The organism is Pseudomonas sp. B6001 (genome assembly GCF_013386015.1).
GTDB lineage: Bacteria > Pseudomonadota > Gammaproteobacteria > Pseudomonadales > Pseudomonadaceae > Aquipseudomonas.
Map to the genome: position 1 here is coordinate 142,076 of NZ_JACAOX010000005.1, position 12,851 is coordinate 154,926.

Annotated in this window: 12 protein-coding genes; 6 read left to right on the forward strand and 6 right to left on the reverse strand. The window is 60.2% G+C overall.

What is annotated here, in order from left to right; all coding sequences use genetic code 11:
• The first annotated feature begins 37 nt into the window (after window positions 1–37).
• A complete protein-coding gene (locus HX821_RS08740; RefSeq protein ID WP_003215357.1) occupies window positions 38–868 on the forward strand; it encodes an undecaprenyl-diphosphate phosphatase in 831 nt (276 codons plus the stop codon).
• Entirely contained in the window at window positions 865–1,248 is a 384-nt protein-coding gene (locus HX821_RS08745) for a DUF1294 domain-containing protein (RefSeq protein WP_003215359.1), read from the forward strand. The genes HX821_RS08740 and HX821_RS08745 overlap by 4 nt, the downstream gene beginning before the upstream one ends.
• Here HX821_RS08745 and HX821_RS08750 read toward each other — a convergent pair.
• Together HX821_RS08750 and HX821_RS08755 are read right to left on the reverse strand one after the other, a co-directional pair.
• Window positions 1,231–1,593 (reverse strand): MmcQ/YjbR family DNA-binding protein, encoded by a 363-nt coding sequence (locus tag HX821_RS08750; RefSeq protein WP_032899493.1) that lies wholly within the window; start codon window positions 1,591–1,593, stop codon window positions 1,231–1,233. The genes HX821_RS08745 and HX821_RS08750 overlap by 18 nt on opposite strands.
• Complete coding sequence (locus HX821_RS08755; protein WP_003215364.1) at window positions 1,590–2,498, reverse strand: LysR substrate-binding domain-containing protein; 909 nt, start codon at window positions 2,496–2,498, stop codon at window positions 1,590–1,592. The genes HX821_RS08750 and HX821_RS08755 overlap by 4 nt, the downstream gene beginning before the upstream one ends.
• A 125-nt stretch (window positions 2,499–2,623) precedes the next feature.
• Here HX821_RS08755 and HX821_RS08760 point away from each other — a divergent pair, with 125 nt between their 5' ends.
• Together HX821_RS08760 and HX821_RS08765 are read left to right on the forward strand one after the other, a co-directional pair.
• Complete coding sequence (locus HX821_RS08760) at window positions 2,624–3,235, forward strand: FMN-dependent NADH-azoreductase (RefSeq protein ID WP_177015418.1); 612 nt, start codon at window positions 2,624–2,626, stop codon at window positions 3,233–3,235.
• A 227-nt stretch (window positions 3,236–3,462) separates the two neighbouring features.
• Complete coding sequence (locus tag HX821_RS08765) at window positions 3,463–4,500, forward strand: dienelactone hydrolase (RefSeq protein WP_177035616.1); 1,038 nt, start codon at window positions 3,463–3,465, stop codon at window positions 4,498–4,500.
• On the opposite strand, the gene HX821_RS08770 is transcribed toward HX821_RS08765, so the two are convergent.
• From HX821_RS08770 to HX821_RS08785, 4 genes are all read right to left on the reverse strand, one after another.
• Entirely contained in the window at window positions 4,494–5,678 is a 1,185-nt protein-coding gene (locus HX821_RS08770) for an MFS transporter (protein WP_177035617.1), read from the reverse strand. The two genes, HX821_RS08765 and HX821_RS08770, sit on opposite strands and share 7 nt — an antisense overlap.
• A 347-nt stretch (window positions 5,679–6,025) precedes the next feature.
• The gene (locus HX821_RS08775; RefSeq protein ID WP_008436174.1) at window positions 6,026–7,615 is read right to left on the reverse strand and encodes an ABC-F family ATPase; all 1,590 of its coding nucleotides are present in this window, start codon (window positions 7,613–7,615) and stop codon (window positions 6,026–6,028) included.
• 162 nt (window positions 7,616–7,777) lie between these two features.
• Window positions 7,778–9,016 carry an MFS transporter gene (locus HX821_RS08780; RefSeq protein WP_087692676.1) on the reverse strand — a complete coding sequence of 413 codons (1,239 nt, stop codon included), beginning with the start codon at window positions 9,014–9,016 and terminating at the stop codon, window positions 7,778–7,780.
• 541 nt (window positions 9,017–9,557) lie between these two features.
• On the reverse strand, window positions 9,558–9,944 hold the full coding sequence (locus HX821_RS08785) for a TIGR03067 domain-containing protein (RefSeq protein WP_177035618.1): 387 nt from the start codon (window positions 9,942–9,944) through the stop codon (window positions 9,558–9,560).
• A 400-nt stretch (window positions 9,945–10,344) separates the two neighbouring features.
• On the opposite strand from HX821_RS08785, the gene HX821_RS08790 reads away from it, so the two are divergent.
• Together HX821_RS08790 and lpxO are read left to right on the forward strand one after the other, a co-directional pair.
• Window positions 10,345–11,685, forward strand: a complete 1,341-nt coding sequence (locus HX821_RS08790) for an LPS O-antigen chain length determinant protein WzzB (RefSeq protein WP_087692674.1) — start codon at window positions 10,345–10,347, stop codon at window positions 11,683–11,685.
• A gap of 262 nt (window positions 11,686–11,947) precedes the next feature.
• The gene (gene lpxO / locus HX821_RS08795) at window positions 11,948–12,847 is read left to right on the forward strand and encodes a lipid A hydroxylase LpxO (protein WP_008436177.1); all 900 of its coding nucleotides are present in this window, start codon (window positions 11,948–11,950) and stop codon (window positions 12,845–12,847) included.
• The last annotated feature ends 4 nt before the right edge of the window (window positions 12,848–12,851 follow it).

Sequence of the window (12,851 nt, forward strand, 5' to 3'; positions counted from 1 at the left end):
ACGAGGCATGCCGTGGGCATGACCTTTGGGGGAATCGATGGATCTTTGGACCGCCGTACAGGCACTGATACTCGGCGTTGTAGAGGGGCTGACGGAGTTTTTGCCGATCTCCAGTACCGGGCACCAGATTATCGTGGCCGACTTGATCAACTTCGGTGGCGAACGCTTTGAAGCGTTCAATATCATCATCCAGCTGGGCGCGATCCTGGCGGTGGTGTGGGAGTTTCGACGCAAGATCCTCGACGTGGTCATTGGCTTGCCGACCCAGCGCAATGCCCAGCGTTTCACCGTCAACCTGATCATTGCCGTATTGCCGGCGGTGGTGCTGGGGGTGATTTTCGCCGACCTGATCAAACACTACCTGTTCAACCCGATCACCGTTGCGGCGGCGTTGGTGGTGGGCGGCGTCATCATGTTGTGGGCCGAGCGCCGCCAGCATGAAGTGCACGCCGAAACCGTCGACGACATCACCTGGAAGGACGCGATCAAAGTCGGCTTTGCCCAGTGCCTGGCGATGATCCCGGGCACCTCGCGCTCGGGCGCTACCATCATTGGCGGCCTGTTGTTCGGCCTGTCACGCAAGACCGCCACCGAGTTCTCGTTCTTCCTGGCGATGCCGACCATGGTCGGCGCAGCGGTGTATTCGGGCTACAAGTACCGTCACCTGTTCCAGCCGGATGACCTGCCGGTGTTTGCCATCGGCTTTGTCACCTCGTTCATCTTCGCAATGATCGCGGTCAAGGCGCTGCTCAAGTTCATCGCCAGCCACAGCTACGCGGCGTTCGCCTGGTACCGGATCGCCTTCGGCCTGGTGATCCTGGCCACCTGGCAGTTCGGCTGGATCGACTGGTCGGCCGTCAAGCCATGATCATCCAGCATCCGCGCTTCAAGGCGTTGGTGTTTGCACTGTTGTGCGCCGCGCCGCTGTTTGGTGCGGCGCTGCTGGGGTACCGCGGGGTTTCGCTGATCCCGCTGGTGGCCTATGGCGTGGTCAGCGTGGTGGCGTTCCTGCTGTACTGGAGCGACAAGCGCAAGGCTCGCGAAGACAGCTGGCGCACCCCTGAAAACGTCCTGCACGCGGTGGAGCTGGCAGGCGGTTGGCCGGGGGCGTTGATTGCCCAGCAGGTGTTCCGCCACAAGACGCGCAAGGTGTCTTATCAGGTGGTGTTCTGGCTGATCGTGTTGCTGCACCAGGTGTTCTGGATTGATCAGCTGTTCCTGGGTGGCACGCTACTCTCGATCTTCTAGCAACAAGCCGACCTGCGTGCGCTTGGGCAGCTTGCTCACCACCAACTGGTGGGAGCGCTGCAACAGGCCACGCAGTTCCTCGGCGCCCAGCGGGTAGGGCGTTTCCATGATGATCCACTGCGCCCGCGCCAGGTACGGCGCCGGGTGGATGCCGGGGCGATCCACATGGCCCAGGAACAGCTCCTTGTCGACCTTGAAGGCCAGCGAGTCGCCCCGCAGGTTCTGCAAGGCAAACATCTTGTTGCCGGCAATCGAAAACACCCGCACGCCACCCCATTTGTAATCTTCCCGCGCGCCGGGCAAGCCCAGGCAAAACGTGGCGACTTGTTCTTCGGTCATTCTCATAGCAAACGGTCTCCGCAACCTTTGAAGGCGTTATCCAGGTGGTCGATCCAGGCCCGCACGGCCGGCAACACGCCGCGCCGATGTGGGTACACCGCCTGCAACCAGCCACCCGGCAATGACCATTGCGGCAAGAGCTGCACCAATTGGCCGTTGGCCAATTCCTCCTCGCAATACATCATCGGCAGCACGGTAAACCCCAGGCCGGCGAGGGCGCAGGCCTTGCGTACCAGGAAATCATCGATCCCCAGCCGCGCTTCCATCACCAGGTCGTGGCTGCTGCCCTCCGGGCTGAGCATGCGGAAGTGCACCATGCGGTCTGCTTCCAGGGCGCCCAGCACCGGCAGTTGCTTGAGGTCTTCCAGGGTGTCGATCTGCCGCTCACGCACAAAGTCGGGGCTGGCGACAATCGCGGTCTGGGCCTGGCGCAGGCGCTTGGTCACCAGCAGCGGGTCTTCATCCCCAAGCTCGCGCACGCGCAAGGCCACATCAATGCCTTCGGCCACCAGGTCGACGCGGCGGTTGACCAGGTTCATCTCCAACTGCACCAGCGGGTTGGCGGTGAGAAACTCCGCCACCACGGTCTGCAGGAATTGGTGAGCCAGGCCCACGGGGCTGCTGACCCGCAGCCGGCCACGGGGTTCGCTGGACATGCTGGCCACTGCCTCGTCGGCCATTTCCGCCTCCAGCAGCATTGCCTGGCAGTGGCGCAGGTAGCGTTCACCCACGGCGGTGAGGGTCAGTTGGCGGGTGGTACGTTGCAGCAAGCGGGCGCCGAGGCGTTCTTCCAGCTCGGCAATGCGCCGCGACAGCCGCGACTTGGGAATCCCCAGCAGCCGTCCGGCAGCGGCGAAACCGCCGGCTTCCACCACCTTGGCGAAGTAGTAGAGGTCATTCAGATCTTGCATGGTGGGCCTACTGTCCTGTCAGTGGGACGAATAATCGCATATTGCCTGACTAATCGCTGATTGGTTTCATCTGTAGGCTTATTTCCATTCCGTCGCCCTTGGCGATGCTTACTTGGAGATTAACCATGAAACTGTTGCATATCGATTCCAGCATCCTCGGCGACAACTCGGTTTCCCGTCAGTTGAGCGCAGGTGTCGTCAAGACCTGGCAGGCGGCCGAGCCAGGCGTTGAAGTGACCTACCGTGACCTGGCCAGCGAAGGCATCAACCACTTTTCCGGCGTGACCCTGGGTGCACTGGGCACCGCTGCCGAGCTGCGTGATGCCGTACAGAAACATGAAGCCGAGCTGAGCGCCAACACCCTCGCCGAATTCCTCGCGGCCGACGCCATCGTCCTGGCTGCGCCGATGTACAACTTCACCATCCCGACCCAACTCAAGGCTTGGATCGACCGTATCGCCGTCGCCGGCCAGACATTCCGCTACACCGAAAACGGTCCTGAAGGCCTGGCCGGTGGCAAGAAAGTCATCATCGTGTCGACCTCCGGCGGCCTGCACGTTGGCCAGCCTACCGGTGTGGCTCACGAAGACTACCTGAAAGTACTGCTGGGCTTCCTCGGCATCACCGACATCGAAATCGTCCGCGCCCACGGCCTGGGCTATGGCGATGAAGTGCGCAGCAAGGCGATCAGCGACGCCAACGCAGTGATCAGCGAACAATTGTTCGCTGCAGCGTAAGACTTGTGTAAATTTTGCTGTTCCTCGATATCAATCTGATTCGAGGCGCCTAAACTCTGTATTCTGCTCGCCTGAAAAGCGATCGGAGTACGGAGTTTTTTCGTTTACCCGCTGTCACTACTTTGGCCCAGGTTATGCACGCATGGGTAAACCCTGCCAGTCCGAGCGCCTGAACCATGGATACTTCAACAGCTACGCGGGCTTACGCAACAAAGGTGGACATCCCCATGATGCGTCTTTGTGCAGTCTTGGTTCTCTCCCTGCTCGGCGGCCTGATTTCAGTGCAAGCCGCGCCCGCGCCGCACCCCCATTGGAGTGTGGGCTTCCACCGCATGACTTTTCTCGACCCGCTGGATCTGCAGCCGATGAAAGCCGTCGCGTTCTACCCGTCCACCGGCCTGGAACACACCACCCAGGTGGGCGCTTATCACGTCGCCGCCACTGAAGACTCGAAAATCGCCATCGGCCGCTTTCCAATGCTGATGCTGTCCCACGGCAATACCGGCACGCCCCTGGCCCTGCACGACCTCGCCACCTCCCTGGCGCGCAAGGGGTTTGTGGTGGTGGCGGTGCTGCACCCTGGCGACAACTACAAGGATCACAGCCGGCTGGGCACCTTGAGCAACCTGTACGGGCGCCCGATCCAGATTTCCGAAGCGATCACCGCCACCCTCGGCGACCCGATGCTGTCGCCATTCGTCAACGTCGACCAGGTAGGCGTCATCGGTTATTCGGCCGGTGGCGAAACCGCGCTGATCCTCGCCGGCGCCAAGCCGGACCTCGACCGCCTGCGCCGCTACTGCCAGCAACGCCCGGAAGATCGCGACGCCTGCACCACCAAGGGCGAGTTGATCGTCGACCGCGACGACCTGCAACCGCAGGCCGACCCGCGTATCCATGCCTTGATGTTGATGGCGCCGTTGAGCCTGATGTTCGGCCGCCACACCCTGGCGGACGTGCATGTACCGGTGCTGCTCTACAGCGGCGACGGCGACAAGCTGGTGGCCGTGGACAAGAACGCCGAGGCCCTGGCGCGCAAACTGCCGGAGCCGCCGGACTTCAAGCTGCTGGCCGGGGCAGGGCACTTTGTGTTCATGGCGCCTTGCGACGAGAGCCAACTGGCCGCGATGCCCGCCATGTGCACCGATGCCGACGGGGTTGACCGTGAAAGCATACACCGCGACCTGATTTCCGAGGCCGGGCGGTTCTTTAATCACACCCTCGGGCAATCCACCCGGGCGGGCTTGCAGACGGCTGATCAGTAAGCGCGGCGCTTGAGCAGCAACGTCAGGCCCAGGCCGGTGATGGAAAGCAGGGCGGCGCAAAAGAAGATCCACGAGTAGCCCAGGTTCAGCGCCACCGCACCCATCACCGGCCCGGCAATGGCCAGCGCCAGGTCAAAAAACACCGCATATGCACTCAACCCGGCGCCCCGGCTGCTGTTGGGCACCTGCTTGATCGCCTCCACGCCCAGCGCCGGGTACACCAGCGACAGACCAAAGCCGGTCAGCCCGGCGCCGATCAAGGCCACGCCGGTGGACGGTGCCAGCCACAGCAGCGTCAGGCCCAGGGTTTCGATGGTCATGCAGGCAATCGCCGCGGTGAAGCCGCCGAAGCGGTTGATGGCAGAGATAAACACCAGCCGTGACAGGATGAAACACACGCCAAATACCGTCAGGCACCAGGCTGCGCCGGTCCAGCCACGGCTCAAGTAGTAGAGGGTGATAAACGTGGTGAGGGTGCCGTAGCCAATCGATGCCAGGCACAGGCTGGCGCCAAACGGCGCGATACGCCCGAATACCGCCCAGAAGGGCAGCCGCTCGCCGCGCACCACGGGCACCGAAGGTTTGTTGCGAATCAGCAGCAGGCCCAGGGCGGAAAGTGCCGTGAGGGCGATTCCGAGGCTGGTGTAGCCGTAGTCGGCAACCATCACCACCCCAAGCGGTGCACCAATGGCAATCGCGCCGTAGGAGGCGATGCCGTTCCACGAGATCGATCGTGCCGTATGTTCGGCACCGACCGCGCCCATGCACCAACTGATGGTGCCGACGCCGATCAGGCCCTGCGCGACGCCGAGTAACAGCCGGCCGACAATCAATATGCCGAGGCTCAGCAACGGCAAGCTTTGCACCAGCGTGGCGATGAACGTCAGCACCCCGCTCAGCAGAATCCCGCTCAGGCCCAGCACGATAGCGCGCTTGGTGCCCACGTTGTCCGACATGCGCCCCGCCATGGGGCGGCTGAGCAGCGTGGCCAGGTATTGCGAGCCGATGGTTATCCCGGCGACCACCGCGCTGAAACCCAGCTCACCGTGGACATAGCCGGGGATGACGGCAATCGGCAGGCCGATACAGATAAACGCGATAAACGTGTAGAAAACGATGGAGACGATCTGCAGGGTGATCGACAAGGAACTGGGGGTGGCGGGCTGTGTGGCAGGCATGGGGACTCGTTCGCGGGCGGGCGGTGAGGGCATCATGGCAAGGGCTTGGGGTAAAAGGAAGCAGGCTAACTATATTTGATGATATTGCGGCCCGTGCCTATCCGGCTTTGGATCCATGGGGCCTCCCTGGCCCGGGACGACTAAAGCGGACGCGGTAAAGTGTGGGAGCTGTCGAGCTGTAGCAAGGCTGCGAAGGCGGCGGCATGGTCAATAAAGATGTTGCCTGGCACACCGCTATCGCGGCCTCGCTAAAGCTCGACGGCTCCCACAGAAAAGCAGAGCCATATCCCAAAAAAAAGCCCCATCACACTGGACGGGGCTTTCGCATTTCAAACTACCGGCGGCTCTTAGAAAACCACACCCTGACTACGCAGGTAATCGTCATAAGTCCCGCTGAAGTCGATCACCCCACTCGGGCTCAGCTCGATGATGCGGGTGGCCAGGGACGACACAAACTCCCGGTCATGGCTGACAAAGATCAGCGTACCCGGGTAGTTCTCCAACGCCAGGTTCAGCGCCTCGATGGACTCCATGTCCAAGTGGTTGGTCGGCTCGTCCATGATCAGCACGTTCGGCTTTTGCAGGATCAGCTTGCCGAACAGCATGCGACCTTGCTCGCCACCGGAAATCACCTTCACCGACTTCAGGATCTCGTCGTTGGAGAACAGCATGCGGCCCAGGGTACCGCGAACCACTTGCTCGCCTTCCTTGGTCCAGCGGCCCATCCAGTCGAACAGGTTGGACTCGTCTTCGAAGTCCGAAGCATGGTCCTGGGCGTAATAGCCCAGTTCAGCCGCGTCGGTCCACTTGACCGTACCGGCATCCGGGGTCAGTTCGTTGACCAGGGTACGCAGCAGGGTGGTCTTGCCGATACCGTTCGGGCCAATGATCGCCACGCGCTCGCCGGCTTCAACCTGGAAGCTGAAGTCCTTGAACAGCGTCTTGCCGTCAAAGCCCTTGGCCATGCGATCGACGATGACCGCCTGGCGGTGCAGCTTCTTGGTCTGGTCGAAGCGTATGAACGGGCTGACGCGGCTCGATGGCTTGACTTCGGCCAGCTGGATCTTGTCGATCGCCTTGGCACGGGAAGTGGCCTGCTTGGCTTTCGAGGCGTTGGCCGAGAAGCGGCTGACGAAGGATTGCAGCTCGGAGATCTGTGCTTTCTTCTTGGCGTTGTCCGACAGCAACTGCTCGCGGGACTGGGTCGCCACGGTCATGTATTCGTCGTAGTTGCCCGGGAACAGGCGCAGCTCGCCGTAGTCCAGGTCGGCCATGTGGGTGCAGACGCTGTTCAGGAAGTGACGGTCGTGAGAGATGATGATCATCAGGCTGTTACGCTGGGTCAGGATGTTTTCCAGCCAGCGGATGGTGTTGATGTCCAGGTGGTTGGTTGGCTCGTCGAGCAGCAACACTTCCGGATCGGAAAACAGCGCCTGGGCCAGCAATACACGCAGCTTCCAGCCTGGTGACACTTCACTCATCGGGCCGTTGTGCTGCTCGATGCCGATACCCAGGCCCAGCAACAACTCACCGGCGCGGGATTCGGCGGTGTAGCCGTCCATCTCGGCGAAGTCGGTTTCCAGCTCGGCCACGGCCATGCCGTCGTCTTCGGTCATTTCCGGCAGCGAGTAGATGCGGTCGCGCTCGGCCTTGACCTTCCACAGCTCTTCGTGACCCATGATCACGGTGTCGAGTACGGTGAATTCTTCGTAGGCGAACTGGTCCTGGCGCAGTTTGCCCAGGCGCACGTTCGGCTCCAGCATGACCTGGCCGCCCGACGGGTCGAGGTCGCCACCGAGGATTTTCATGAAAGTCGACTTGCCGCAACCGTTGGCACCGATCAGGCCATAACGGTTGCCTGCGCCGAACTTGACCGAAACGTTCTCAAATAGCGGCTTGGCGCCGAACTGCATGGTGATGTTAGCTGTGGAGATCAATTACTTTACCTATCAATAGCTTGGAGTGCGCTAATTTGAGCCGGGCCCATTTTGTGGCCCAGGCCAACGGGCATACGTCGGCAGCGACATCAAGGCTTGGGGCCCAGTCGCTGAGCAGAAAAATGGGTGCATGTTGGAATTTGGCGCGCATTGTCGCATATGTCAGGCGGGAGTTGTATGGCGCTGCACGGATGGATTCGCCCGAGTCTCCGGCATTGCCACCCACACCAGCCCCAATGCGACGGCCGCCACGCCGGCCAGGGTCAGGAACGCGGCGTTGTAACCCGCCCACTGCACGACAAAACCTGCCAGGCTGCTGCTCAAGGCCGCCCCGAGGCCGAATGCCGTGGACAGCGCGCCCAGGCTGACATTGAAGCGTCCGGTGCCCTGGGTGAGGTCTTTGACGATCACCGGAAACAGCGCGCCGAACACCCCGGCACCGACCCCGTCAAGCATCTGCACCGCCACCAGCCAATAAGGATCACTGGACAGCGTATACAACACGCCCCGCAGCGGCAGGATCATGAAACCGGCGAGCAGCAACGGCTTGCGCCCCCACACGTCGGCCTTCACGCCCACCAGCCAGGCCACCGGCACCATCACCAACTGGGCCGCGACGATGCACGCCGAGGTCAGCGGCGTGGCCATCTGCAGGTTGATCTGCGACAGCTTCTGGCTGACCAGCGGCAGCATGGCCGCATTGGCCAGGTGAAACAGCGCGCAGCAGATGGCAAACAGCATCAAGGGCCTGTTCGCCAGAAGCACGGCCAACCCCGACGGTTGTTCATGGCCGGTGCCATGCGCAGGGTCGAAACCCCGTGCGACTTCGTGGTCGATTGCCTGGGCTGACACGCAGCTGACCGCGATGACACTCGCCGCAGCCATGACTGCCATCAGATAGAACACCGCCACCGGGCCGAACAGGTAGGCAAATCCACCGGCGAGGAGGGCCGCCACCGCGTTGCCGGCGTGGTTGAAGGTTTCATTGCGGCCGGTGCGCCGGGTAAAAGCGCGCGGCCCGGTGATCCCGAGGGAAATCGCCGAGATGGCCGGCGCAAACACCGAGGCCGCCGCTGCACTGGCCGCCTGGGTCAGCGCCACCAGGCTGAAGGAGCTGACGAAGGGCAGGAGCAGGCAACTGGCAGTCACCAGCAGCGCGGCGATCACGATCACTGCCCGTTTGCTGCGGGTTCGGTCAATCAATGCGCCGGCCGGCGTCTGGGTGAGCAGGGCCGCGATGCCGGCCAGGGTCATGACGACGCCGATGCTGGCGGGGTCCCAGTGGTGCACGGCCAGCAGATAAATCGCCAGGTACGGCCCCAGTCCGTCACGCACGTCCGCCAGGAAGAAGTTCAGGCTGTCCAGGGACAGGGTGTTGCGCAGGTCAGAGCGAGTGGCCATGGCACGGTCTTCAGGCAAGAGGTCGGTAGCAGTAGTGACCCATGGCGTGAAGGTATAGTTTCTGAAGGTGGCGTTGCACTCGTATGGCAATACAAGCAAAAACATTTACAAAGTGGAGCCATTTGCATCGAAAAATAGCGCTGATCGAGGCTTTTTCAGGGCTTTTTATTGTTAACAGTTGAACATCCAATAAGCCTGGCTTATTTTCCGTCCGTTCGCCCTACAGTGAAGGCTCTTTACCGGTTCAAGGATGGCGAGGCTTTCGGTGTAGGGCGGACTTCTTTTGTCGCAATGACCGGAACATATTGGAGACGCAATGGACATGCTGTCAGCCCAGGTATCAAAACCAGCCCGCTCAACTGCCCCGTGCTACACCCTCACCGCCATCAAGCGCCCGTGCTGATTGGCTGCCGTGCAGGCAAAAAAAGGCCCGTGGGGTAGACGGGCCAAGGTGTTCACTGGAGTAGGTAGCCTTCACCCTATAGGTCAACACGTGAAGGCCATGTGAAAACCATGTCGCAGGAACGGATGTATCTCCGTGTCAGGGTTTGCGCACGAACGTGCGCATGGTTTGCCCTGGGCCGGTACTGAAGCGGGTAGGGCGGGGCATGCCTTCATCTGCCGCAATAAACACGAAGTGATCACCTTCCAGCCGGTAACTCGCGGGTAACTGCTTGCCGGCATCCTCTCCCATCGAGTCAACCCAGGTAATGCTTTTGGGTGCCGTGCTGGCATCGAGCGTGAAGCTGCCTGCCAGTAAAACCTCGCCGTCGACCGTCACCACCTGGAATTGATCGCCCGAGATTGTCGTGATCGCGCCCGGCGCGCTGTGTTCATCCGTGGGATTGAGCACACCGTTGTCTTCCAGCGCCGTTTGTTCCCATGCCCCCTGGAGCGTCTGGAAATCCGCATTTGAAGCAGGTGTCATATAAATTCCTTTTTGGTTAAAAAACGAGCAGTCAATACCTTGGTGTGTAGATGCCTGACGGATAAGCTGAATCGATTTTGTGAGAATTGTCTGGTTTCTCATTGTTGCGTACGAATTTTCCCAGTATTCACGGGTATTTAGCGCCATTTTGTGCGTTGATTCGGAAACGGTTCTTTACAAGTTCGTCTACGCTCAGCACCAGGGTAGGGGCTCCTGCGTAATCTGAACGAAAACAATCTACGGTGATGTGGGATTTTTCCATGACCGAGGTGGTCCGATGACCATCGGTAGACCGTTCGTGTCTTGTGTACAGGGCGTTGTCCCTGATTTTCAAGCGGCCATTCAGTATTTGATGAATATGTGTGACCGCTGACTGTCGACTTTTTAAGGTGCATCAGTTTTGAATAAAACTCCTCGGCTCCACGCTCATGCGGCATCGGACGAAATTGATCTGTTTGAACTGTGTCATGGTATCTGGCGGCAAAAGAAGTTGGTGCTGGGCTGTACGATTCTGGCAGGGGTGCTGGGGGCGGGCTACGCTTTTCTGGCCCCGCGGGAGTATCAGGTCAGCAGTGTGCTGCGCCCGGCTGCCATCAATGAGCTGGATGCTCTGAACCGCTCCGAAGTCTATAAGTTGCCGCCGGCCGACGCCCTGAACAAAGTGGGGGCGCAACTGGACTCATACGAAGCGCGCCTGGGGTTTTTCAAGTCCCATGAGGACCTGTTCAAGGCGTTCCAGAAAACCGGGCAAAGCCTCGAGCAGAGTTTTGAAGAATTCAATCGAAACTCCATCAACCTGAGCCTGCCCGATCCCAAGAAGTCCGACTCCCTGAGCAGCTATATCAAGCTTGAGCTGGAATACCCGGCAGACATCGACGGGGTAGCGATTCTCAACGGCTTTGTAGACTACGCAATTGATTCGGAACGTGCCCAGGTCGGTGCTGACCTTAAAGTGATCGTCAATAACCGCTTGAACGAACTCAAGGGCAAAATCGACGCGGCGCGCTCCAATTACGAAACCGATAAGGAATCGAAGATTGCCAAGCTGCTTGAAGCCGACAGGCTCAAACGGGCCAAGCTGGAGGACGAACTGGGTGCCCTGCGCTTACAGATGAAAATGGAGCGCACGGACCGGCTGGCAGAGCTGGCGGAGGCCATTTCCATCGCCAAGTCGATGGGCATCAAGACCCCGACCACTCCTTCGTCCATGGCAGATGCCTCGCGTAGCGGCTCGAATCAAGTAATGCGCACCGAGGTCAACAACCAGAAAATCCCGCTGTACTTCCTCGGTACAGAGGCGCTTGAGGCGGAACGTGCCGCGTTGCAGGCGCGTACCAGCGACGACTTTACCAACAGCCGCATTGCACAGATTGGCAAAGAGTTGCAGATGCTGGAGGTCAACCGTGAAGTGGAGGTGCTGAAAAATCGCGGGAATGAAGACATTTTCTTGCAGGATGTTGAACCGTTACGAGCGGAAGTCGCGCGTTTGCGAGGCCTGAATATCGACATGAGTGGCCTCAAGCTGGTAACCATTGACCGTCGTGCCCAAGAGCCGCTGAGCCCGATCAAGCCCAAGAAAGCCCTGGTTATGATACTGAGCCTGCTGGCAGGGTTGACCGTGGGTGTACTGATTGCGCTGGGCCGCCATCTGCTGGCACGACGCGAAGCCGTACCCTACTCGGAGTTGGATGAATATCGGCTTTCTCTGCGTACACGCAAGGATGATGAACCGAAAAGCTGACGCCTTCAGCAGCGGGCAGGCCGCCCGGCAAGCCCGCTGCTGCTCTTCCTGGCACACTCACTGGACACCTTTTCACAAATCTTGATTAACCTTTGGTTACAAAGTGTGGCTAAAATAGCTGCCAATGGCCACGACCGGATTGTCACCCAGCCGTTCGTGTTGCCGGTTTTGTGAATTGTGATTTCAGGTGCTGCATCTTCAATCCTCGGCCGTTGTGGGCACGCGGGAGCAGCCTGTTCTCTTCTGACTTGTGACGAATACCTTGAAACTCATCATTGTTGCTCTCTACGTTGCCTCTATTGCGTATGTCCACCTGCGTGGCCGGGTTCGCCACAAGCTGGGGCGCCAGCTCAGTGATCACTCGACCTTCCTGGCTCCGGTGAACTGCTTTCTCTACCTCTTTTCCAAACTGCCCAGCCGACCGTACCTGTCCCCCAGCGACTTTCCCGACCTGAGCCCGCTTCAGGAGCATTGGCAAGAGATCCGCGAGGAAGGCCAGAACCTGCTGCGCGCAGGCGAGATCAAGCGCTCCGACCAGTACAATGACGTGGGTTTCAATTCGTTCTTCAAGTCGGGCTGGAAGCGTTTCTATTTGAAGTGGTACGGCGACAGCCATCCTTCGGCGATGAAGCTGTGCCCGCGCACCACCGAGCTGGTGCAAAGCATCGGCTCGATCAAGGCCGCGATGTTTGCCGAGCTGCCACCGGGCTCAAAGCTGGTACGCCATCGTGACCCGTATGCCGGTTCCTACCGTTACCACCTGGGCCTGGACACGCCCAACTCCCCGGGCTGCTACATCAACGTGGACGGTGAAAACTACTACTGGCGCGACGGTGAACCGGTGATGTTTGACGAGACCTTCATCCACTACGCCGAAAACACCACCGAGCAGAACCGGATCATTCTGTTCTGCGATATCGAACGCCCGATGAAGTACCGCTGGGCGGCCGCGTTCAACCGTTGGTTCAGCCGCAATGTGATGGCCGCGGCCGGTTCGCCCAACGATGCCGGTGACAAGACCGGCGGCCTGAACCGTGCGTTTACCCGCCTGTACAAGATTCGCCTGCGGGGCAAGGAGTTGAAGAAACGCAACCGCACCCGTTACTACCTGGAAAAGTGGGCGATCTTTGCCGGCCTGGCCGCGATCTTCATCCTCATCTGAACCG

Coding starts and splice junctions, on each gene's coding strand:
- HX821_RS08760 (WP_177015418.1), top strand. CDS start 2,624: ATGAAACTGTTGCATATCGATTCCAGCATCCTCGGCGACAACTCGGTT.
- HX821_RS08750 (WP_032899493.1), bottom strand. CDS start 1,593: ATGAGAATGACCGAAGAACAAGTCGCCACGTTTTGCCTGGGCTTGCCC.
- HX821_RS08780 (WP_087692676.1), bottom strand. CDS start 9,016: ATGGCCACTCGCTCTGACCTGCGCAACACCCTGTCCCTGGACAGCCTG.
- HX821_RS08740 (WP_003215357.1), top strand. CDS start 38: ATGGATCTTTGGACCGCCGTACAGGCACTGATACTCGGCGTTGTAGAG.
- HX821_RS08745 (WP_003215359.1), top strand. CDS start 865: ATGATCATCCAGCATCCGCGCTTCAAGGCGTTGGTGTTTGCACTGTTG.
- HX821_RS08785 (WP_177035618.1), bottom strand. CDS start 9,944: ATGACACCTGCTTCAAATGCGGATTTCCAGACGCTCCAGGGGGCATGG.
- HX821_RS08765 (WP_177035616.1), top strand. CDS start 3,463: ATGATGCGTCTTTGTGCAGTCTTGGTTCTCTCCCTGCTCGGCGGCCTG.
- HX821_RS08755 (WP_003215364.1), bottom strand. CDS start 2,498: ATGCAAGATCTGAATGACCTCTACTACTTCGCCAAGGTGGTGGAAGCC.
- HX821_RS08770 (WP_177035617.1), bottom strand. CDS start 5,678: ATGCCTGCCACACAGCCCGCCACCCCCAGTTCCTTGTCGATCACCCTG.